This window comes from Picosynechococcus sp. PCC 11901, assembly GCF_005577135.1.
Lineage (GTDB): Bacteria > Cyanobacteriota > Cyanobacteriia > Cyanobacteriales > MRBY01 > MRBY01.
Map to the genome: position 1 here is coordinate 2,755,116 of NZ_CP040360.1, position 22,637 is coordinate 2,777,752.

At 50.6% G+C, this 22,637-nt stretch carries 20 protein-coding genes; 14 read left to right on the top strand and 6 right to left on the bottom strand.

Annotated elements, in window-relative coordinates; translation table 11 throughout:
* The first annotated feature begins 60 nt into the window (after window positions 1-60).
* The 3 genes from FEK30_RS14335 to FEK30_RS14345 are packed head-to-tail and all read left to right on the top strand — an operon-like array spanning window position 61 to window position 1,697.
* Window positions 61-1,260 carry a class I SAM-dependent methyltransferase gene (locus tag FEK30_RS14335; protein WP_138073548.1) on the top strand — a complete coding sequence of 400 codons (1,200 nt, stop codon included), beginning with the start codon at window positions 61-63 and terminating at the stop codon, window positions 1,258-1,260.
* A 10-nt stretch (window positions 1,261-1,270) separates the two neighbouring features.
* Entirely contained in the window at window positions 1,271-1,483 is a 213-nt protein-coding gene (locus tag FEK30_RS14340; RefSeq protein WP_030007873.1) for a type II toxin-antitoxin system HicA family toxin, read from the top strand.
* A complete protein-coding gene (locus FEK30_RS14345; protein WP_030007874.1) occupies window positions 1,476-1,697 on the top strand; it encodes a type II toxin-antitoxin system HicB family antitoxin in 222 nt (73 codons plus the stop codon). Before FEK30_RS14340 ends, FEK30_RS14345 begins: the two co-directional genes overlap by 8 nt.
* Here FEK30_RS14345 and FEK30_RS14350 read toward each other — a convergent pair.
* Window positions 1,694-2,506 carry a carbon-nitrogen hydrolase family protein gene (locus FEK30_RS14350; protein WP_099238812.1) on the bottom strand — a complete coding sequence of 271 codons (813 nt, stop codon included), beginning with the start codon at window positions 2,504-2,506 and terminating at the stop codon, window positions 1,694-1,696. The two genes, FEK30_RS14345 and FEK30_RS14350, sit on opposite strands and share 4 nt — an antisense overlap.
* A 769-nt stretch (window positions 2,507-3,275) precedes the next feature.
* On the opposite strand from FEK30_RS14350, the gene rpoD reads away from it, so the two are divergent.
* The 4 genes from rpoD to FEK30_RS14370 all read left to right on the top strand — a co-directional run bounded on the left by rpoD (window position 3,276) and on the right by FEK30_RS14370 (window position 8,474).
* Window positions 3,276-4,403: an RNA polymerase sigma factor RpoD gene (gene rpoD, locus FEK30_RS14355; protein ID WP_012307623.1), complete on the top strand. Its 1,128-nt coding sequence runs from the start codon at window positions 3,276-3,278 to the stop codon at window positions 4,401-4,403.
* 180 nt (window positions 4,404-4,583) lie between these two features.
* Window positions 4,584-7,331, top strand: coding sequence for a bifunctional acetate--CoA ligase family protein/GNAT family N-acetyltransferase (locus tag FEK30_RS14360; protein ID WP_138073549.1), 2,748 nt, complete (start codon window positions 4,584-4,586; stop codon window positions 7,329-7,331).
* Between the two features lie 9 nt (window positions 7,332-7,340).
* Window positions 7,341-7,721, top strand: coding sequence for a DUF423 domain-containing protein (locus tag FEK30_RS14365; protein ID WP_138073550.1), 381 nt, complete (start codon window positions 7,341-7,343; stop codon window positions 7,719-7,721).
* A 114-nt stretch (window positions 7,722-7,835) separates the two neighbouring features.
* The gene (locus FEK30_RS14370; RefSeq protein WP_445260584.1) at window positions 7,836-8,474 is read left to right on the top strand and encodes a Vat family streptogramin A O-acetyltransferase; all 639 of its coding nucleotides are present in this window, start codon (window positions 7,836-7,838) and stop codon (window positions 8,472-8,474) included.
* 195 nt (window positions 8,475-8,669) lie between these two features.
* On the opposite strand, the gene FEK30_RS14375 is transcribed toward FEK30_RS14370, so the two are convergent.
* The 4 genes from FEK30_RS14375 to FEK30_RS14390 all read right to left on the bottom strand — a co-directional run bounded on the left by FEK30_RS14375 (window position 8,670) and on the right by FEK30_RS14390 (window position 13,606).
* A complete protein-coding gene (locus FEK30_RS14375) occupies window positions 8,670-10,061 on the bottom strand; it encodes a TldD/PmbA family protein (RefSeq protein ID WP_138073552.1) in 1,392 nt (463 codons plus the stop codon).
* Between the two features lie 6 nt (window positions 10,062-10,067).
* A complete protein-coding gene (locus FEK30_RS14380; protein WP_138073553.1) occupies window positions 10,068-11,861 on the bottom strand; it encodes an ABC transporter substrate-binding protein in 1,794 nt (597 codons plus the stop codon).
* Window positions 11,848-12,243 carry a hypothetical protein gene (locus FEK30_RS14385; RefSeq protein ID WP_012307629.1) on the bottom strand — a complete coding sequence of 132 codons (396 nt, stop codon included), beginning with the start codon at window positions 12,241-12,243 and terminating at the stop codon, window positions 11,848-11,850. Before FEK30_RS14385 ends, FEK30_RS14380 begins: the two co-directional genes overlap by 14 nt.
* Before the next feature lie 106 nt (window positions 12,244-12,349).
* Entirely contained in the window at window positions 12,350-13,606 is a 1,257-nt protein-coding gene (locus FEK30_RS14390) for a glycosyltransferase family protein (protein WP_062435044.1), read from the bottom strand.
* Window positions 13,607-13,920: 314 nt separating this feature from the next.
* Between FEK30_RS14390 and FEK30_RS14395 the strand changes: the two genes are divergently transcribed.
* The 7 genes from FEK30_RS14395 to FEK30_RS14425 all read left to right on the top strand — a co-directional run bounded on the left by FEK30_RS14395 (window position 13,921) and on the right by FEK30_RS14425 (window position 21,460).
* A complete protein-coding gene (locus FEK30_RS14395) occupies window positions 13,921-15,678 on the top strand; it encodes a sugar phosphorylase (RefSeq protein ID WP_138073554.1) in 1,758 nt (585 codons plus the stop codon).
* The gene (locus FEK30_RS14400) at window positions 15,659-16,498 is read left to right on the top strand and encodes an HAD-IIB family hydrolase (RefSeq protein ID WP_138073555.1); all 840 of its coding nucleotides are present in this window, start codon (window positions 15,659-15,661) and stop codon (window positions 16,496-16,498) included. The genes FEK30_RS14395 and FEK30_RS14400 overlap by 20 nt, the downstream gene beginning before the upstream one ends.
* A gap of 107 nt (window positions 16,499-16,605) precedes the next feature.
* Window positions 16,606-17,718 (top strand): hypothetical protein, encoded by a 1,113-nt coding sequence (locus FEK30_RS14405; RefSeq protein ID WP_138073556.1) that lies wholly within the window; start codon window positions 16,606-16,608, stop codon window positions 17,716-17,718.
* Between the two features lie 150 nt (window positions 17,719-17,868).
* On the top strand, window positions 17,869-18,507 hold the full coding sequence (gene ccmP, locus FEK30_RS14410; protein WP_012307634.1) for a beta-carboxysome protein CcmP: 639 nt from the start codon (window positions 17,869-17,871) through the stop codon (window positions 18,505-18,507).
* 14 nt (window positions 18,508-18,521) lie between these two features.
* Window positions 18,522-19,430: a pentapeptide repeat-containing protein gene (locus FEK30_RS14415; RefSeq protein WP_138073557.1), complete on the top strand. Its 909-nt coding sequence runs from the start codon at window positions 18,522-18,524 to the stop codon at window positions 19,428-19,430.
* A gap of 89 nt (window positions 19,431-19,519) precedes the next feature.
* Window positions 19,520-19,903 (top strand): hypothetical protein, encoded by a 384-nt coding sequence (locus tag FEK30_RS14420; protein ID WP_030006703.1) that lies wholly within the window; start codon window positions 19,520-19,522, stop codon window positions 19,901-19,903.
* Window positions 19,904-20,134: 231 nt separating this feature from the next.
* A complete protein-coding gene (locus tag FEK30_RS14425; RefSeq protein WP_315862721.1) occupies window positions 20,135-21,460 on the top strand; it encodes an LCP family protein in 1,326 nt (441 codons plus the stop codon).
* Here FEK30_RS14425 and purT read toward each other — a convergent pair.
* Window positions 21,457-22,629: a formate-dependent phosphoribosylglycinamide formyltransferase gene (gene purT / locus FEK30_RS14430; RefSeq protein WP_030006701.1), complete on the bottom strand. Its 1,173-nt coding sequence runs from the start codon at window positions 22,627-22,629 to the stop codon at window positions 21,457-21,459. The two genes, FEK30_RS14425 and purT, sit on opposite strands and share 4 nt — an antisense overlap.
* Window positions 22,630-22,637 lie beyond the last annotated feature (8 nt).

The following is a 22,637-nucleotide window of genomic DNA, read 5'->3' on the forward strand; positions in this document are numbered from 1 at the left end:
GTTGCACAATGTGACCTGTACTGTTTTCAAGCCAGTTAATCTATTTGCGACCTTCCCTCTATGACTCACCCTAGCGATCGCCAACAAGCCGTCCGAAATCTCTACAATACCTATCCTTTTCCGCCGGAGCCGCTGTTGGATGAACCGCCCCCAGGGTATAACTGGCGTTGGCATTGGCAGGCCGCCTATAACTTTTGCACTGGACGTAAACCGAGCACAGATAAAATTCGCATCCTCGATGCTGGTTGTGGCACAGGAGTCGGTACGGAATATTTAATTCATTTAAACCCAGCCGCTGAAATTGTCGGCATTGACCTCAGTGAAGGGGCCTTAGAAGTCGCCGAAAAACGCTGTCAACAGTCTGGGGTACGCGATCGCCACACCGCACCAGTCACCTTTAAGCGTTTACCTATTGAGCAAGCAACGGAACTAGAAGGGGAATTTGATCTAATTAATTGCGTCGGCGTCTTGCACCATATGCCTGACCCAATTCAGGGAATTCAAGCCCTCGCGCAAAAACTAGCCCCCGGCGGCATTTTCCATATTTTTGTCTATGCGGAGTTGGGCCGTTGGGAAATTCAACTGATGCAAGAGGCGATCGCCATTTTGCAGGCCGATAAGCGCGGTGACTATATTGACGGAGTTAAAGTAGGCCGCCAAATTTTCGCGAACCTACCAGAAAATAATCGCCTCGTTCAATACGACAAAGAACGCTGGTCTTTAGAAAATCACCGGGATGCATCCTTTGCAGATATGTATGTTCATCCCCAGGAAGTGGACTACAACATCAAGACTTTATTTGAACTCATTGATGCGTCAGGACTAGAATTTGTTGGTTTTTCTAATCCACAGTTTTGGGATCTAGAGCGACTCGTGGGCAAGGAACCAGAGTTAATTGAGCGGGCAAAAAACTTAGATGAACGTTCCCGTTATCGTTTAATCGAATTGTTGGATACCACCATTAGCCACTACGAATTTTTCCTCTGCAAACCGCCCCTGGCAAAAATGGATTGGTCTGACGATCAAACTCTTACCGAAGCAACAGCAGAGGTTCATCCTTGTCTGAACGGTTGGCCTAGCCAGTCTCTCTTTGACTACGACTACCAACTCGTTAGCCTCAACGACACTGAGTTTCAGTTTATGCAGGCTTGCGACGGCACAAAAACGCTTGGTGAAATTTCCCAAGCTCTGGGAGTCGGGTTAGATCTAGGGCGATCGCTCCAGGCCCGACAGTTAATTATGTTGACACCTAAAATATAAGCAGTGAAGGATGCCTAAAAAGATTCGTGAGTTAAAAAAACTCTTGCGTCGGGCTGGATTTACGATGCGACCTGGCAAAGGAAGTCATACCAACTGGACACATCCAAAATATGCAGGCAGGATCACCTTGGCCGGAAAAGATGGAACAGACGCAAAGCCCTATCAGGAACAAACTATTCTAGATGCCATTCAACAGGTTAACGAGGCAAAAGACGATGGATAAACTCAAATATCAAATGGTAATTCAGTGGAGTGACCCTGATAATTGTTATCTGGTTGGCTTTCCGGATTTTATTGGTCAAACCTGGCGTACCCATGGTGAGAGTTATCAAGAAGCTGTTCAAAATGGTGTTGAATGCCTAGAAAGCTTAATTGAAGACTACGAAGCGGCAGGAGAAACTTTACCAAAGCCCACCGCTGTCTTGGTTGCAGCCTAACCGAAAACCCGGTGTTCGAGGGAGGGCATTTGACGGCGCACTTGGGCTAGGCGATTTGGATTAATTTCGGCGATCGCCACCCCTGGGTGAACACCTGCATCATTCAGCACAGTTCCCCAAGGATCGACGATCATCGCGTGACCGTGGGAATAACGCATGCCGTAATGGTTGCCTGTTTGTGCTGGTGCGATTACATAACAGGTATTTTCAATGGCTCTGGCTTGAATCAAGGTTTGCCAGTGATCTTTGCCGGTATAGGCGGTAAATGCGGCGGGAATGCAAAGAATATCGGCTCCTTGCTTTGATAAAGAACGATATAGCTCCGGAAAGCGCACATCATAACAAACGGATAAACCGATTTTGCCCAACTCCGGCGAAGCAAAGATTTGGGGAAGTGCATCGCCCGCCTGGACTGTGCTTGATTCTTTGTAGGTATTCCCATCGGGCAAATTCACATCAAACAAATGCACCTTGTGATAGCGGGCCAATTCTTGGCCATCAGGGGAAATCAACAGGGCCGTGTTAAAGACTTTATTGTCACCGCCAGGCACCGGAAAACCACCACCGAGGAGGGTGATTTGAAATCTCTGGGCCATAGTCTTGAGAAATTTTTCGCTTTTTTGGGCAATGATATCGGCTTGGGCAAGCTTAGCGGCTTCTTCGCCGAGGAAAGAAAAATTTTCCGGAAGCGTCACAAGTTTCGCCCCTTGGTTGACAGCCAATTGAATCAAGTCTTCTGCTTCGCCCAAGTTGTGGTCTAAGTCGGGCTTACTGGTCATTTGGATCGCTGCCGCGAGATAGGATTTCATATGGCCTGAGATGTTTTTAGAAATAGGGATCTGGGAAAACCGTCAACCAGAAGTTTTGATGGTTAAACTGGTTTAATACCATAGCAGAATCTTTCCCCACCAACATGGGGCGATCGCTTCGAGACGGGCTTTGCAGCATACCTTTCTTGAGTGGATGATCAAAAACGCTGGAGGCTGTGAATCATTGGCATGGAAATCTTGCGGCGATCGCATTACCAAAGCACAGATGTCTCGGTTTGAAAACCTTTAGCGCAGAAAATTTTGCCCATGGTGAACATTTTCAGAAAAGATCAGTTAACCTATTAGCATCAAGTTTCTGGATAGCCCTTGACAAAGGTTGCATCCCACCTGAAGTAGTTTTTGCGACTGGCGATGCTAGAGGCGATCGCCATCCATCAGTCGCTTTACTTGGGCACTAGAATATTTGTACTTAACAAAAAAACCTATGGGTGGGCGAAGTTTACAGATTTTGCTATAACCATGTGGGCAATAAAAGACAAATTCACTAAAATGGCTAAGGATTTGCTCCAAGCTATCTCGTCGGAGAAGCTCATTACAGATTTTGACTAGTTTTAGAGACGGAATAAAACCCCCAAAAGGTAGCAGGAAAGTTCCCATCTACTAGTACAATCAAAACCCACAGTTTTTTTCTATCAAACATATCCTTTGGTAGGGAAAACCTCGACTTCGACAGAATCATTCTGTTTGCTAGAAGTCCCCATTGAATGTCCATTTAGTTGCTTTTTTAAACGAACAAGAGGAAATAGGCATGACCCAAGCGACGAACCCCGTACTGGATCAGACTCGGAATGAGGGTGATATTGATTACAGTGCCCTTGCGGAAGCGCAAATTAAAGAAGGTACCGACTATGTAGAACTTACCCTCCCCACGAAAAAAAGTCGGAAAGCAAAAACCAGTCGTCGTAAGGAAACTGCCACCAAGAAAAAACCCTACACCGAAGACTCGATTCGGATTTACCTCCAAGAAATTGGCCGGATTCGTCTGCTGCGGGCTGAAGAAGAAATTGAGCTGGCCCGGAAAATTGCTGATTTGCTCGAACTAGAGCGGATGCGGGAACAACTCACCGAGCATGAGTCTCGCGTTCCTACGGACAAAGAGTGGGCCGAAGCCGCTGGGATGCCCCTCAAAGATTTTCGGCGTCGCTTGTTCCATGGTCGCCGTGCCAAAGACAAAATGGTGCAATCAAACCTCCGTCTGGTGGTCTCCATTGCGAAAAAGTATATGAACCGCGGCCTTTCGTTTCAGGACTTGATCCAAGAGGGTTCTTTGGGTCTGATCCGTGCCGCCGAAAAGTTTGACCATGAGAAGGGTTACAAGTTCTCTACCTACGCGACCTGGTGGATTCGTCAGGCGATTACGCGGGCGATCGCCGATCAATCCCGTACCATTCGTCTGCCTGTTCACCTCTACGAAACCATTTCCCGCATCAAAAAAACCACCAAGATTCTTTCCCAGGAATTAGGCCGCAAACCCACCGAGGAAGAGATTGCTGAGCGCATGGAAATGACCATCGAAAAACTGCGCTTCATCGCCAAGTCTGCCCAGTTACCGATCTCCCTCGAAACGCCGATTGGTAAAGAAGAAGATTCTCGCTTGGGTGACTTTATCGAAGCCGATGGGGAAACCCCCGAGGATCAAGTCTCCAAGAGCCTCCTGCGGGAAGATCTTGAAAATGTACTTGATACCCTCAGTGCCCGTGAGCGTGATGTCCTCCGTCTCCGTTATGGCTTGGATGATGGCCGCATGAAAACCCTCGAAGAAATTGGCCAAATTTTTAACGTAACCCGTGAACGGATTCGTCAGATCGAAGCAAAAGCGCTGCGTAAACTGCGTCACCCGAACCGCAACAGCATCCTGAAAGAATATATCCGCTAGGCCATATTCAGTCTCAATCTTTAAAAGCTGAATACTGAGAACATAAAATTTTAGAATTACCCTGCCAGTCGGTGGGGTTTTTTATTGCTCAATTTTCCTGGAGAAATATTCTGTAAAAAAACCGTAAAAATTTGGATGGTTCACAGTAGCATAGCGGCAACAGCAGTTTAGCGAGTTCCCATGGCAAGCTCTCCCCTGACGATCACGATTGATCCGGCATACGATATTCTTCGCTCGGAAAAACAACCCCTCAGTTATTTTTTTAATCCCAAATCTGTTGCTGTCATTGGTGCCACGGACAAGGAAGGTAGCGTGGGCCGGACATTACTCTGGAATTTAATTAGTCATCCCTTTGGCGGGACGGTCTATCCGGTAAACCCGAAGCGCAATAGTGTGTTGGGGATTAAAGCCTACGACAATATTTCCGCAGTCCCCGAAACGGTGGAGTTAGTAGTGATTGCAATTCCAGCACAGTTTGTGCCCCAAGTGGTGCGCGAATGCGTTGATGTGGGGGTAAAAGCCGCAATTATTATCTCGGCGGGCTTCAAGGAAATTGGTGAGGCAGGGAAGGCGCTGGAACAAAAAATTATGGCGATCGCCGCTGGGAAATTGCGGATTATTGGGCCGAACTGTTTGGGGTTAATGAATCCCCATAGTGGGCTAAATGCCACCTTTGCCCACGCGATGGCACAACCGGGCCATGTGGGGTTTATCAGCCAGAGTGGTGCCTTTTGTACGGCGGTGTTGGACTGGAGTTTTCCGGAGAATGTGGGCTTTAGTGCCTTTATTTCGCTGGGGTCGATGCTGGATGTGAACTGGGGGGATTTGATCACCTACCTCGGCGATGACCCGAACACCAAAAGCATTGTGATTTATATGGAGTCGGTGGGGGATGCTCGGTCGTTCCTTTCGGCGGCGCGGGAGGTGGCCATTACGAAACCGATTATTGTGATTAAGGCGGGACGGACGGAGGCGGCAGCAAAGGCTTCAGCTTCCCATACGGGTTCCTTGGCGGGGAGTGATGCGGTGTTAGATGCGGCTTTTCGACGCTGTGGGGTGTTGCGGGTGGATCGTATTTCAGAATTATTTAATCTGGCGGAAATTCTCGCGAAACAGACCCGTTTACCGAAAAAACCGAAATTGACGATTATTACCAATGCGGGGGGGCCTGGAGTTTTAGCGACCGATGCAATTATTCAGCGGGGGGGAGAACTGTCGGAATTGGCTCCGGAAACGATCGCCGCCCTAGATGAATTTTTACCGAGCCACTGGAGCCACAGTAATCCGATTGATATTTTGGGGGACGCGGAACCGGAACGCTATGCCAAAACCCTTGATGTGGCGATCGCTGACCCGAACAGTGCCGGATTTTTGGTGATCCTGACCCCCCAAGCGATGACTGACCCTACCGCCACGGCGATCGCCCTACAAAAATGTGTCGAAAAAACCGATAAACCCGTCCTTGCCAGTTGGATGGGGGGCAACGAAGTGACCGAGGGGGAACTGTTTTTAAATCGCTCCCAAGTGCCCACCTACCGTTATCCCGATTCCGCCGCCTATTTATTCCAATTATTGTGGCGCTATAAATACACCCTCGAAGGCATTTACGAAACGCCGACCCTCGCCCCCGACACCGATGGGATTATTGATCGCCACAATGTCAAAGTGATCCTTGATTCGATTCGCGCCGAAGGTCGGACACTCCTCACGGAATCCGAGTCGAAGAAAGTGTTAGCCGCCTACGGCATTCCCATTGTCGCGACGGGCAATGCCAGCACCCCAGAAATGGCGATCGCCCTTGCCGATGAAATTGGCTACCCAGTGGTTTTGAAACTACTCTCCACCACGATCACCCATAAAACCGATGTGGGGGGTGTGGAACTCAATTTAAACAGTGCGGCGAGTGTCGAGCGTGCCTTTGAGCGGATTTGCCAGAGCGTCACCGAAAAAGTCGGTGCAGAGCATTTCCACGGGGTGACAGTGCAACCGATGCTCAACCTCAAGGACGGTTATGAGCTAATCCTCGGCAGCAGTATCGATGGGCAGTTTGGGCCAGTGTTAGTTTTTGGCAGTGGTGGACAACTCGTCGAAGTCTTTCAGGATCGGGCGATCGCCTTGCCGCCGCTAAATAGTACCCTCGCCCGCCGTACGATGGAGCAAACCAAAATTTATAAAGCCCTCAAGGGAGTAAGGGGTCGAAAAGCGGTCAATTTAGACGAACTAGAGCAAATTTTAATCCGTTTTAGCCGTTTAATCGTCGAGCAACCTTGGATCAAAGAAATGGATATTAATCCCCTCTTTGCCTCCGGCGATCGCCTCGTTGCCCTTGACGCACGGATTGTGTTGCATCCCCTCGACTTAGCCGAAAAAGACTTACCAAAACCTGCCATTCGCCCCTACCCCTTGCAATATGAAAAACCCTGGACAAGCGCCGATGGACGGGAGTTTATGATTCGTCCGATCCGCCCTGAAGATGAACCGATGCTCGTCAAATTTCACCAAACTCTATCTGAACAAAGTGTGTATTTTCGTTATTTTCACCTCGTCACCCTGCAAAGTCGCATCGCCCACGAACGGTTAACCCGCCTCTGTTTCATTGATTACGACCGGGAAATGGCGCTGGTTGCTGAATACACCGACCCTGATACCCACGAAAAAGAAGTCTATGCTGTGGCCCGTTTGAGTCAACTCCACGGCACCACGGAGGGAGAATTTGCGATGATTGTCAGTGACCCGATCCAACGCCAGGGCCTCGGTACCGAATTGCTCCGGCGTCTGGTGGAAATTGGTCGCAATGAAGGGCTGACTGCCATTACCGCCGACATTCTCTCAGAAAATAAAGGGATGCAACGGGTTTCAGAAAAAGCTGGTTTTACCCTCAAGCGCCAAAATTTTGAAGTGGTTAAAGCGACTCTACAACTCAATTAAACAAAGACTATGACCCGTTTTTTCTTAGTTATTGCCCCCATCCTTGCTGGTCTCGCCGTTGCTGCTGGTGCCTTTGCCAGCCATGGCCTTAAAGGAACCCTCGACGCCAATGCCCTTGATATTTGGGAAACTGCCGCTAAATACCAAATGTACCAGGCGATCGCCTTACTGCTGGTGGGCCTATTTTCTGTCCAGGGATCGTTCCCCAAAAGTTGGCTCAATGGGGCTGGCATTGCCTTTATTGTCGGGATTGTGCTCTTTTCCGGTAGCCTCTATGCCTTGAGTTTAAGTGGAGTGAAAATCTTGGGGGCCATTACACCGCTCGGTGGGGCAGCATTTTTGATTGGCTGGATCTGTTTGGCGATCGCCAGTTGGCAGTTGAGCCGCTAAAGAATTTTGACAAAGCGATTAAGTTTGGACAGATTTTGCGAATTTGCTGTAACTTCGCTCTCAATTCCTCGCTAAGATTCAAGGAACTACGAATTTTTTTAGCAATAGGAGCACCTGGCTGTGTATGGAGCCGACCCCAATGATCCGCATCCCATGGCAGGATTCCCACAGATTTGTTTTATCCGCAACACGGTGACAAATCCGAATATCATCATCGGCGATTACACTTACTACGACGATCCGGAGGATTCAGAAAACTTTGAACGCAATGTTTTGTATCATTTTCCCTTCATTGGCGATCGCCTAATTATTGGCAAGTTTTGCGCTCTGGCCAGGGGCGTCAAGTTCATCATGAACGGGGGTAACCACAAAATCGATGGTTTTTCCACCTATCCATTTCAGATTTTCGGCAATGGTTGGGACAAACTCGCCCTGCAACCTAGTGACTTTCCCTACAAAGGCGATACGGTCATCGGTAATGATGTTTGGATTGGCTACGAAGCCGTGATTATGCCCGGTGTGCACGTGGGAGATGGTGCGATTATTGCCGCAAAATCAGTCGTGGTTAACGATGTCCCTCCCTACACCATTGTGGGTGGCAACCCCACCAAATGTATTCGACAACGCTTTACCGATGAAGTGATTAAAACCTTACTATCAGTCGCTTGGTGGGATTGGGAGATCGAGAAAATTACCCGCAATTTAGAAAAAATTGTCGCAGCAGATTTAGATGCTCTGCTCCAGTGCGAATAACGGACTCTTTATGTAGCTTCTACAATCGTCATGCTCGCTGCAAAAGTTTAAACACAGCTCACGAGCTTCATCATCAAAACTATTGACACTCTTGCCTGAGCTTTCAAAATAAAACCAACAAAAAACCCTGCTAATTTTCTCTATGTTGAAGCAGGGCATCGCAGATTGCAGATAGCTTGAGATTTTAAATTCTATTTAACGGCCACCGACGACAACATTTTTAATGCGCAAGTGCGGGCCGCCAACGCTGACAGGTAAACCTCCTTGGCCACCTTTACCACATCCGCCGTTGGTATAGAGGGTGTCGTTACCGATCGCCTCAATGTCCTTTAAGGTTTGGAAGACGTTCCCAGAGAGGGTGACATCACTAACAGGTTCGGCGATTTTACCATCACGGATCATGTAGCCTTCCGCCGCCGCAAAGGTAAACATTTCCCCATTAGTTTGACCACCGATCATCCGCACCGCATAGACTCCTTCTTGGATATCTTGGATCATTTCTGCAAAGGGCGTATCGCCCGGTTCAATTGCCGTATTCGTCATGCGTACCAGGGGCGGATAACCAGCTTGAATGGCGCGAGCATTCCCTGTGGGCGCTTCACTCATTTTCCCTGCGGTTTCGCGGGAGTGGAGTCGCTGGGTGAGCACACCGTCTTTGATTAAATATTTGCGTTGGCCGGGCACCCCTTCATCATCGTATTTCATCGTGCCGGGCAGATCAGGGAGGGTGGCATCATCGATCACATTCAGTTGGGAAATGCCGAGGGGTTTGCCGATGGTTAAAAGTTCCTGCATCCGGGGATTTTCGTAGACAAAATCGGCTTCGGATAGGTGGCCAAAGGCTTCGTGAATAAAGACCCCTGCAAGATAAGGATCCAGAACAACGGTATATTGTCCGCCTTTGACGGGCTTGGCTTCTAGTTGACGGATCGCTCGTTCTGCGGCACCTTTAACACGGTCTTCGATTCCAATGAGCGCATCAAAATCACAGCGGGAATTAATCGATTCAAAGCCCTGGCGCACGACACCATTTTCTCCCCTGGCGATCGCCCCAAATCGGCCATTGACATCGAGGCGTTCTTGGATGATGCAACTGCCATTGGAATTGACGAAGTAGGTGGTGACGAAACTATCGCTAATGCTGGCCATCGTCGTTTGAATCCGGGGATCATAAGCCAGCAAAATTTGGTTGTATTTCGCCAACAAATCTCGTTTTTCCTTGAGGGAAATGGTGCGGGGGTCGGTTTTAATCTCTACCGGTACATAGTCCTCGATGGCCCCACTGGGAGCCAGTTGGGTCGATTCTTTGCCCACAAGTTTCGCCTGGGAAACCGCTTCGGCAACGCGATCGCCTAATTCGGCAAGGCCATTGAACGTGACAAAACTCCAACCCCCCTGGTGACAGGCCCGAATCCCGCCGGCGAGGGCAAAACTACGGTTACTGCCGTCGAACTGCGCCCCCCGGAAGGCCAGACTGGTAGATTCACTCTGCTGCACCCGAATTTCTAGGTAGTCCACAGCCTCTTGATGGGTGGCGATCGCCCCCTTGAGGGCATCGGTAATTTGTTGCATGGTGAGGGTCGTCATCGATCTTTACTCCTTAATTTCAGCCGCAATCGTTAAATCTTCTAGGTTCCAGAGGGGGCCACCCAGGGCCGAATGTTGTACCCCTTCAATTTTGTCACGCACCGCTGCGAGGGAATAATTGTTTACCAGATGGATAAACGGTAAATATTCCGCTGCAAGTTCTTGGGTTTTAGCATAAATCTCCTTGCGTTTGTCGAGATCCAGCTCCTGAGCCCCTTGGATGTAGAGATCCGCAATTTCCTGTTCCCAGTCATTGATCAGCCGATCCGTCAGGGGGGTGGTGCCTGGCCGCGCCGCTTGGTTAAACATATGCAAATTCCCCTCCGGAAACCACACATTCGCGCCCCCATTGGGTTCATTGCCCCCCGTTAAGCCCAACAAGAAACAATCCCAATCGAGGGAGTTGCTCAACTTATCGACGAGGATATTAAAACCAATCGGACTGTAGTCCACCTGCATTCCCAAGGCTTCGAGATCCTGCTCAATTTGAGTCGCCATTGCTTCGCGAATTTTGTTGCCCGCATTGGTAATCAAGGAAAAACGCACGGGATTATTGTCGGCATCGATTAATTGTCCCTGGGCGTTGTAGGAAAAGCCCGCTTCTTCGAGGAGCGCCTTGGCCCTGTCTGGGTCGTAATCGTAGGTTTTTATTTGATCATTATAGAAAGGAGATTGTACCGAAATCGGCGAATGTTGCACTTCCCCCAAACCCCGGTAAATATTGTTCACCATGCGCTGGCGATCAATGCCATAGGCCACAGCCTGACGAAACTTCAGATTGTTGAACCATTTCGACTTGATGGGATCGACGAGGGGTTTGCCGTCCCGCTTCCCGGTATTGAGGTTAAAGGAAATGAAACTGGTGCCGTAGGCTTCACCGCCATTGTAGATGGTAAATTTACCCCGGTCTTCTTCCCGTTTCAGGAGCGAAAAATAATCTGGGCTGACCCCTGTAACATCCAAGTCACCAGACCGAAATTGCAGCAAAGTGGTGTCGGTGTTGGGGACGATTTGCCAAACGATTTGATCCACGTAGGGTTTGGGGGTTTGCCAGTAGTAGGGGTTGGGCTGGAAGATTAAGCGCTGACCCACGGCATAGTTAATTAACTGGTAGGGGCCGCTGGAAACCAGGTCTTGGGGAGGCGTACTGACGCCCCAGGTACCCAAAAAGAGCGGATTACCTTCGCTGTCGGTCTGCTCAACGCTTTCGCGGAGGACGTGTTCTGGCAGAATCTCCAGGGCCGTATTGTTGAGGAAAGGCGCAAAGGGTTCGGTGATGGTGAATTTCACCTGGCGATCGCCTACTTTTTCCACCGTCGGCAAGGTTCCGGCAACGCCCACCCGGAGGCCATCACGAGAGTTAGTGGGAATTTTTTCGTTGAGATAAATCTGGTTGTAGCTAAAGACCACATCATCAACGGTGAGCGGTTCCCCGTCAGACCATTGCAGGTTGTCCCGCAGGGTAAAGGTCAAGCTGAGTTGGTCTTCGGAAAATTCCCAGGATTCGGCAAGCCGTGGCTCCGTTTCCCCCGTGACGGGGTTTTCTGAAACTAAGCCTTCATAGGTAAGGCCAAAAATACTGGGGGACTCTGCCGAGAGGGCCGGGTTAAAGGTTTTCGGGTCACTGAGAACGCTGATCACAATTTGGTTGTCCCCTGCCCCCGTGGCGTTACTGGCTTGGGGATTACAGGCGGTGAGGACAGAGGGCAAAGTCAAGGTAAAGGCGATCGCCGCCACAAATGCCCAAAACCGCTGTAACCGAAATAATTTAGAAAGTTTCAAGACTTTATTCTTCTTCATTGCGCTGCGCCCCATCTAAACGCCCTAGTTCATACACCCCACAGCCAGCACAGGCCATCACTCCCAAACTGATTGCCCAACTGTGGCCGAGGCTCCACTCCACCCCAAAATTACACCCTGCGCCAAATAATAAAAAAGGCACAATGCTCAGGAGCGAGGCCGAAAAAGCACTCTTGGATTCACGAATTTCTTTGTCCTTCTCAAATTCTTCTTCGGAAAAATAGAGCGATCGCTCGGCCCAGTTCATCCAACGTTCCAGACCATTCAAGATCCCTTCCCGCAACGGAGCAATGCCAATGTAAAGGGCAAAGGCCCAGAGGCAAGCGCCGGCGATCGTGCTGGCTTCGATGGGAATAATAAAGGGGAAAAATTCACGCAACATAGGGGGAGTAAGGGCGACAACTGTGTTTAAAGATTGTATCGATTGTGGTGGCCTTCGGCATCCTCCCCCCATCATCTGTTGCGGCAATGGCGATCGCCCTGGAACTTTAAACCATCTCCAAAGGGGGAATTTCCGAGCGCTGCATCGTCGCCTCTAACTGCACCTCTGCCATATCCGCTTCCACCGCTGCCATCAGTTGCTCCCGGAGGTCAGGCATCACCGCCAAGGCCCTTGTCCAGTCTGGAATGCGGTACACAGCCGGCTCGTGCATATATTTATCAAAGGCTAAAGGAATGATCTGTTCAAAGCTTTCGACGGTCATTTCTTCCCGGTGGCGATCGTAGGGAATACCGTTACAGGTCGCATCCACAAAATATTGACGGATCATATCCTGGGCGACGCGGCGGAATTTCACCTGGAGCGCGATTTGGTGCCCTTCAGAGAAAACAATTGACTCTGTTTCTGTCAGGGTGCGTAGGATCGAAGACAAAATTTCGGTACACATTTTCTGTAGCCCTTCCTGGGGATTGTTGCCCACGGCTTTGTGTTTGTGGTCAAAGAACCCCAGATCCACCTGGGCCACTCGTTTCGGCGCTACATTGCGATAAACCTCTGCCAATAGCCCCACCTCAATGCCCCAGTCACAGGGAACGCGCAGATTTAAGGCCAAATCAGCGGTCATGGCAAATTCGCCGGCGAGGGGATAGCGATAGGACTTGAGGTAGTGGAGGTAAGCATTGCGCCCCAGGACGTCTTCAAGGGTTGCCAACAGAGGCGCAACAAAGAGACGCACAACCCGGCCATTCATCGCTCGGTTTTCGAGGCCGAGACGGGTGTAATAAGCTTTGTTGTAGGCAATGCCGAATTCTGGCTCCACGATGGGATAGAACAGCTTGGCCACCAGGGAACGGTCAAAGGTGACAATGTCAGCATCATGGAGGGCGATCGCCCGGGCATCTAGGGACGCCAGACCAAGGCCTAGCCACACCGCCCAACCCTTGCCCATGTAGTCAAGGAGATTGAGATTTTGCTGGGCGAGCTTTTCTAAGATGCCACGAATTCGGGCTCCATTCGTCCAAATGACGTTGACCTTTTGGGGCAATTCACGAAAAAACGTCACAGCATGGTGATACTGTTCGACGGTTTCGGCGTGGAGACAAACATTGATGGTCTGGATGTAGGCACAGCCTTTTAAATGCTCTTTGATCCGAGTGAGGGCAGGCCGTTGAAGTTCTTCATAAAGTGAGGGAATGAGTAACGCCATGGGGCAAATTTCACGAAGATTCATCAGGCGTTTTTCGAGGTAGTCCAGATCGGCATCAAGATCATGGATGGTGGTGATGAATTCTTGGCAAAAGTCCATTGCTAGTCACCTAAATAAAAAGAAAATCTTAAAATTTGCCTTTAAAGTAACCCAATTTTTGGGGGTTGGCCGTATCTAAAGCGACGTAAAAATCACTACAATGTCATCCGCATTTGTTGATAGGCTGAGATTTAACTTGAATAAAGGATGAGTCAGCCGTTTTTTCGCCCCCAAGAAAATACTGAAAAAACAGATCAAGCGAGTTTTTAAAAATGATGTCTGTTGATCCTGTAATCACGAGGCTCTGGGGTTTAAAAAAGCGACGTGGGCTTGTCCCCGATGAGTGAAATTAGCGTGTTTGTCCTGTTACTCCTATGACCATTCCCCAGATTGCAGGTCTTGGCGATCGCCTTGATGAATTTTTTGCGACCCTATATCCTGATCATCCGCCTGCAGCATTAGTTGCGCGTTTGGAGCAGGTGCTTGCGCCCCATGTGACGGCGACGACGAAAAATGAAGAGTTATGGGATCAAAGCACGGCCCTGATGATTACCTACGGGGATAGCCTGTACCAAGCCAATGCTGACAATGGCCCCAACCCCCTCCAGGTACTTTTGGCTTTTCTGCGGGAACGGCTCCAGGGGGTAATTAGCGGTGTGCATATTCTGCCGTTTTTTCCCTACAGTTCCGATGATGGTTTTGCCGTAATCGATTACCGCCAGGTCAATCCACAGTTGGGCAGTTGGCAAGATATCGAGGCGATCGCCAAAGAATTTGAAGTGATGGCCGATCTTGTGATCAACCATGTCTCCAGCGAATCAGCCTGGTTTCGGCAATTCCTCGCCCAGGAAAAACCCGGTTGTGACTATTTCATTGAGGTGCCCCCAGATACCGATACCCAGTTAGTGGTGCGCCCCCGCAGTAGCCCGCTCCTGAGTCAATTTGCTACGACAAAAGGCGATCGCCACGTCTGGACCACCTTTAGCCGCGATCAAGTAGATGTCAACTTTGCTAACCCCGACGTCCTCTTTGAATTTATCGATATCCTCTTGGGCTACTGTCAGCACGGCATCCGCTTTATTCGCCTTGATGCGGTGGGCTTTCTCTGGAAAAAATTACAAACCGCCTGCATTCACCTGCGGGAAACCCATCTGGTAATCCAATTGATCCGGGAAATTCTTGCTGTCACCTACCCACGCACCGTGGTGATTACCGAAACCAACGTCCCCAACCGGGAAAACCTCAGCTACTTCGGCAAGGGCAACGAGGCCCACATGATCTACAATTTCAGCCTGCCGCCCCTACTCCTCAATGCGCTGATTCGGGGCGAAGCCCGGCACCTCAAAACCTGGATGAAAAGTATGCCCCCGGCCCAGGATGGTTGCGCCTACTTTAATTTCACCGCCTCCCACGATGGTATTGGCCTCCGCCCCGCCGAAGGTCTGCTAGAAGGCAAAGAATTCGATCAATTGATCCAAACCATGGCCGATTTTGGGGCCAGAATTAGCTACCGTAGTTTGCCCAATGGCACCGAAAAACCCTATGAACTGAATATTTCTTTGTTCGATGCCCTCAAAGGCACCATCACAGGCCCCGATCCTTGGCAACGGCAACGATTCCTCTGTTCCCAGGCGATCATGATGTCCTTAGAGGGAGTGCCCGCTTTCTATATCCATAGTTTTTTGGCGACCCCCAATGATGACGCCAAGGTGGCGATGACAAACCATAACCGCAGCATTAACCGTCACCAATGGGACTATGACCGACTCCAGCAAAAGCTCGCTAACCCTGATTCTGACCAAGCCTGGGTGTTGCAAGAACTGACAAAACTCATCCGGATCCGTCGCCAGCAGCCGGCATTTCATCCCAACGCAACCCAATATACCCTTGATTTCCAGAGTCCGGCAGTCTTTGGGTTTTGGCGTCAGAGTCGCGATCGCCGCCAGAGTATTTTCTGCTTGTTTAACCTAGGCGATCGCCCGACAACCATCCCAGTAGCCAGCCTAAATCTCATTTGCACCGACGACTGGCAGGATTTATTAGATGAAGTTGTGTTAGAAGAAGGCACAACGGACATTTCCCTAGCCCCCTATCAAACTGCGTGGATTACCAATGTTCCTCTGCTTCACTGACCTCGACGGCACCCTCCTCAACCATGATGACTATCGCTACGATGCGGCGATACCGACGATCCAGACCTTAAAAAAATTAGGAATTCCGGTTATTCCCACCACCAGCAAAACAAAAGCTGAAGTGCTGGAACTGCGGGAAGCCCTTGGGTTAAAAGATCCGTTCATTGTGGAGAATGGCAGCGGCATTTTCCTAGAATCTGACGATCCACGCTTTGATTTTTCGGCATTGGATCTGGAGATGACAACCGAGGCAACCCTAACCACTATTACCCTCGGCATTGCTTACGCCCAAGCGCGACAATCCCTCCAGCATTTGGCCCAACAGATTGGGGAACCGTTGACGGGGTTTGGGGATTTGAGTCTGGCAGCCTTGCAGGATCTTACGCAATTGCCCTTGGCGGCGTTAAAACAGGCGGGCGATCGCCAATTTAGTGAACCGTTTTTGCGACCCCAGACGGATTTAGGGCGACTAGAATTCTTAGCGACAAAAGCTGGCCTACAAATCCTGGTGGGCAATCGTTTCTGTCATCTCCTAGGCGCAGGCGCAGGAAAAGGGCGGGCTGTGCAACTCCTCCAGCAGGCGTGGCAACAAGCCCATCTCGATCAAGCACCGATCAAAACCCTCGGCTTGGGGGATAGTCCCAATGATTTGTCTCTACTAGAGGCTATGGATGTGGCGATCGCCGTGCCGGGGCCTCAAGGGGTTAATCCCAAACTCGTGTCCCAGATTGAAACAAAAGGCTGGCTTGTCGCTCCAGAACCCGGTGCAAAAGGATGGGCCAGGGCCGTAACCGCTCAACTTGATATTTCGTTTGACTAGCGCGACTTGGGTTCTTCAACAATTCAGCAAAAAATCATCATTTTTTCTGATTAGGCGATCGCCAACCATTTGTTAGGCTATTCCCGGACATCGCCCAAGCACCGCCTATGTTTTTGTTTTTGAAGCAACTGACCAGTTGGGACCGCTGGAATCAATTCCTGGTGAGTCTCTCAATTTTAGCCTTTTTACCCCTCCAGTTTCCCCAGGTGATCAGCAATGCCGCCGTCATTGGTACGGGAAATCCAGCGGCGATCGCCACCCTGGGGGTGATTCCCGTGGGCGGTTATGCAGCCGGAATTTTAGGTAATTTGCTGTTGATGAACTTCCTTGCTGGACAACGGGAATTTTGGGGCACCACCGTCCAGGCGGTAGGGATTGTCACCGCCGACATTGTGATCTTTCAACTGTTCCAGGTGGGCTTCATTCCAGGCTGGTTATTTTGGCCAGCGACCCTATTTTTGCTGGTGGGGATGGTGCTGAACTACGGCCATTTTCTCGTTGGCGATCGCCCCAGTTGGCAGGCGCAATTTTGGCCCCAATGGCGACGCATTTTACAGTGGCTCGGCATTGCTCTACTCCCCGCATTGGTTGTGCTCCAACTCCACGATGCTTTTTTCCCAAATCTCCCAGAATGGCCAGGGGGCCTTGGAGCGGCATTCCTCTTGAGTGGCTTGATGGTGCAACTAATTCAACGGCAAACCGTAAGCCTACCCAACTTTTTTCAATACCAAAACCGCTGGCGACGGGGGGTAATGGCCCAGAGCACTTGGTTGAAAAGCTGGCTGCGGCGGGGCTGGCGCGGTTTGGCGGGCTGGACGGCAAATCTGTTGTTTATGTTTAACTCCCTGGCCCAGTTTGTGAACTGCTTAATTTATCCCGATGATCTGGCGGCCCTCTCCCTCACAACCCAAGTGTTGTTTGTGGTGGGGAATTTGTTAATGTTGTCCCGCTCCGGCACCCTCCTCATCGCCGGGAAAGACCGGATTTGGTGTGCCAGCACCCTCTGGGATCTGTTGATGCGGGTCGGGATTTTTGCCTGCTTACTCCAGGCTGGGCTCCTCAGCTTGCCGTTATTTTGCGTATTTTGTGGGGCGATCGCCATTTATTTAAGCTTCATTTTTTTGATGACCAAGCGAGTTTACCCAGCCTCCTCTCTCGCCGATACCGCCATTTTTCTGCTATTTGGTCGTTCTCCCCAGTGGCAGCCCATTGAAAGTTAAGCCATTGAGATGAAGTGTTCGCCATAACCCAGCAATTACAATAACCTGTGTCCCAACCGTTCTCGGCCAAAGCCCCGTAAAGATCCAGCAAGGCCCAGAAGTGGGGTAAACTTTTAACCCAGTAAACCCAGACAATACAGGGAGACAATCTTGGGCATTGAACTGCGCAGCTATGTTTATCTCGATAGCCTGCAACCGCAACACGCATCCTACATTGGTACAGTCGCCCTTGGATTTCTACCTTTACCAGGAGACTCATCCCTCTGGATTGAAGTGTCCCCAGGCATTGAAATCAACCGCATCACCGATGTGGCCCTCAAATCCACCTCCGTGCGCCCAGGGGTACAGTTTGTCGAACGTTTGTATGGGTTACTCGAAATTCACTCGCCCCGCCAAGGGGAAACGAAAGCTGCGGGCCAAGCAATCCTCGATTCCCTTGGAGTAACGGCTAAGGATTGCCTCAAACCGGAGGTGGTCTCGAGCCAAATTATTCGTAATATTGATGCCCACCAGGCCCAATTGGTAAACCGGAATCGACGGGGGCAAATGTTGCTGGCGGGCCAAACCCTCTATGTCCTGGAAGTGCAGCCCGCAGCCTATGCGGCCCTCGCAGCTAATGAGGCGGAAAAATATGCCCAGATTAATATTTTGCAGGTGACGGCGGTGGGGAGTTTTGGCCGGGTCTATCTTGGGGGTGAAGAACGGGACATTATTGCCGGTTCCCAGGCCGCCCTTGCGGCGATCGCCTATGCCCCTGGCCGACCCCAATCAACCCAGCGTCAAGAATAATTCTGAAACGAACCATGGCATCTCAACCGCTCAATATCCTCAAACAAGGTACCCTGGCATGGCTCCAATGGCGGCAAGCCCACCCCACCGTGATTCCTGACTTGAGCCACGCCAATCTCAGTCGCCTCAACTTGCGGGGAATCGATCTCAGTCGCTGCAACCTGTCCCAATGTCTCCTTGACCACAGTCGCTTAATTGCCGCTAATCTCCAACAAGCCGACTTGAGTGGTGCCCAAGGGGAGTCTCTGCAGCTTTTGGATGCCAATTTGCAGTCTGCCAACGCCAGTAATGGCCACTTTGCCAATAGTAATTTTTCGGGGGCCGACCTCAGTTTTGCTAACTTGATCGGGGCGGACTTGCGTCAATGCTGTTTGCAGGGAGTCAATTTTTACCACACAAACCTCATTGGGGCCAATCTCCGCTACAGCAGCCTCCTAGGGGCAAACCTCAGCCAAGCCCAACTGCATCGCGCTAATTTAAGCGAAACGAACCTGAATGAAGTGAGTTTCAATGAAGCCGATCTCAGCCAAGCCAATTTATTCGAGGCAGAAGTCGGCAAGGGGCAGCTTTATAAAGTCAAACTTGTGGGCGCGGATTTGACCCAAGCCCACCTCCACCACAGTTACCTGTTTGGGGCAAATCTCCAGGGGGCGACCCTCCGTAAAACCGATGTACGCTGGAGCAATCTGGCCTATAGCAATCTGGTGGGGGCGGATCTAGAAGGGGTCAATCTCCGGGGGGCAGATCTCAGTCATAGTGATCTGACCGGGGCGTCTTTGGTGGGGGCAAAGCTGCGGGGTTGTCTGCTCCAGGGGGCAAATCTCCAGGGTTGCAACTTAGAAAATGCTGACCTAGAAGGAGTCGCTTTGGGACGGGTCAATTTGCAGGGGGCAATTATGCCCGATGGCCAACGGCGTTGTTAAATCCGGTGCTGTCCCGCTGGAGGAAAGCTGGAGCTGGAGCATTAAGAACTTAAGCTAGGATAAATGTAGTCCCTGCGGAGTCGAGATCTATGGCTGAATCTGGCGATCGCCTTGGTGAGAATCGTCTACGACAATTACGTCTTTACCTCTATTTGGTGCCGATTCTGGGTTTTGTTCCGGCATTATGGCAGCTCTATGGATCCAAAGGCGATCGCCGTGAACAACAGATTAGTCGCCAGGCGATTATGCTAATGCTGAGCTGGCTAAGCCTCTACCTGGGGTTAGGCTGGGGGAGTGACCATCTGGCGGGAATTGGCGGGTTTCGGATGATGTATCTCAATGCCCTGCTGACGTCTGGATATTTTCTCGGTTGCTTTGTTTTGATGGTACGTGTTTGGCAAAAATCCGCTAAAACACCCCCAACAAGCACTGATCAGATGGCCGACAATTTCGAGGAATATTTTCTGAAGTAAAACTCACCAAAAGTGGAACCTCTGGTTTAGCATAGCTATCAAAGTATCTCGTCCCGCAATTTTTAGTGTGGTCTTTCCGGTGTGAGGAAACCTGTGCCTGCAACAAAATCGTCCCTAGCAAATCAACGTCTATCGGCCAAAGCAACCCAAAAACAAAAAAACGCTAAAGCTAACCCTTTTCAGAAGTCGTCGTCGAAAAAACGGCGGCCCCTTTCGACCTGGCACTGGTTAATGATTTGGTGTGGATTGACGGGCGTTTCGATTGTGTCTGCTACGGCGGGTGCTTTACTGGCGGTGTCCCTCTCCTCAACCCCCCTGCGCCAAACGCCCCTCGCCCCGGAAGAACTCAGCGTCTTCTCCCAGGATGAGGCGATCGCCAAACAATCCCTCCGTTTACCAGAACTGACGCGCCCCGTAAATATTCTGCTGTTGGGGACAAAAGTGCTCACCTCTGAAGTGGATGACGGCACCAATGAAGACCTCGGTTACCACGCCCTCGTGAATTCCTTTGAAGGGCTGGCCGATACGATGTTGCTATTGCGCTTTGATCCCACTGACAAACAAATCTCTATCCTCTCCATTCCCCGGGACACCCAGGCCAACATCGAAGGCTATGGTCTCTCGAAAATTAACCATGCCAACGCCTACGGTGGTGCAGTCCTTTCCGCTAAAACCGTTGGGGATCTTCTGGGTGGCGTCGAAATTGACCGCTATATCCGCGTCAACGTCCAGGGCATTGGTAAACTCATTGATGCCCTCGGTGGGGTCACAGTCTACGTCCCGAAGGACATGAAATACCAGGACGATAGTCAGCGTCTCTACATCAACCTCAAGGAAGGAGAACAGCACCTCAATGGCGACGAAGCCCTCCAATTTTTACGGTTCCGCTATGACGAATATGGCGATATTGGCCGTGTCCAGCGCCAACAGACCCTAATCCGTGCCGTTCTAGAGCAAGGTTTAACTCCCAGTAACTTGGTGAAATTTCCCCAGGTCATGTCGATTATTCAATCCCATATTGATACGAATATGAGCGTGCAAGAACTGATTGCCCTCGCTGGCTTTGGTTCTCAGATCGAGCGCAGTAATATTCAGATGGTGATGCTCCCAGGGGAATTTAGCGGCGACGGCAGAAACGGCAGCACAAGCTATTGGTTACCCCACCGCAGCCGCATTAGTCGGGTGATGGCCCAGCATTTTGACATCCAGACCGATTACGCCAGCAATTTAGACTTTCTCTCCCCTGGGGATGTGCGCATTGCAATCCAAGACAGTACCGGGAATTCCCAAGCCGTGCGATCGCTCCTCCAGCGTTTAAACGAAGCGGGTTACAGTCGGGTCAGCATTGCCCAGGACTGGTCAGAACCGTTGGAAAACACGCGCATCGTCGCCCAAAAAGGAGATGATCTAGCGGCTTCCGAAATTCGCGCAAACCTAGGATTTGGGGAAGTGCGAGTAGAAAGTACCGGAGTATTAAACTCTGATATCACGATTCAACTGGGCCGCGACTGGCTTACCCTCGCAAATAATCTCCCCGGTCAAACCACAGTCAATTAGAGCGATTCAACGATCTTAATTGTGGCTGCTGCCGTCGTTGCCTTTTGGCGGGCTTCGGTAGCATCTTTCCCCTTGGCGAGGGCGACCCCCATGCGACGGTAGGGACGAGAATCAGGCTTACCGAATAAACGGAGATCTGTGTCTGGAATAGCCAAGGCTGCCGCGACGCCAGTAAAAATAATTTGATCGCTATTTTTCTCAGCTAAAATCACCGCACTGGCCGCTGGACTCAGTAATTCAATGGTGGGAATAGGTAGACCCAAGATTGCCCGGAGATGGAGTTCAAATTCATTCAGGTTTTGGGAAATGAGCGTCACCATGCCCGTATCGTGGGGCCGGGGAGATAATTCCGAAAAAATCACTTCGTCTTTGGTGATAAAAAACTCGACCCCAAAAATGCCAGCGCCACCGAGTTTATCGGTAACTTTCCGGGCAATGTCCTGGGCATCTTTCACTTGGGCTGCGGTTAAACCAACGGGCTGCCAGGATTCTTGGTAGTCACCCCGTTCTTGGCGGTGGGCGATCGCCGGACAAAAGAGGGTTTCTCCTGCCCATTGGCGGATGGTGAGGAGGGTGATTTCTACCTCGAAATCGATGAATTCTTCGATGATAATTTTGGCGGTGTCCCCCCTGGCCCCCTCAATGGCGTAATTCCAGGCCGTTTCTAATTCGTCGGCAGTTTGTACCACGGATTGCCCTTTACCAGAGGAGGACATTACGGGCTTGATCACGTTGGGAAAGCCGATGTCCTGGGCGACGGTTTTGAGTTCTGCGAGGTTGGTGGCATAGGCATATTTGGCGGTACGCAGGCCTAATTCTTCGCTGGCAAGATCCCGGATGCGATCGCGGTTCATGGTGAAGTTGGTGGCGGCGGCGGTGGGGATAACGGTGTAGCCTTGCTGTTCTAATTCGATGAGTTTTTCGGTGCGGATGGCTTCTACTTCCGGCACGATCAGATCCGGTTGATGTTTTTTGATCACCGCTTCGAGGGCTACCCCATCAAGCATAGAGATGACTTCCCGTTGGTCGGCCACCTGCATTGCCGGGGCGTTGTCATAGCGATCCACAGCGATCACGGTATTGCCTAAACGTTGGGCGGCGATCGCCACTTCTTTCCCCAGTTCCCCAGAGCCCAACAACATGATTTTTTTCGGTAATGCGATCGCCATTTTTTCAC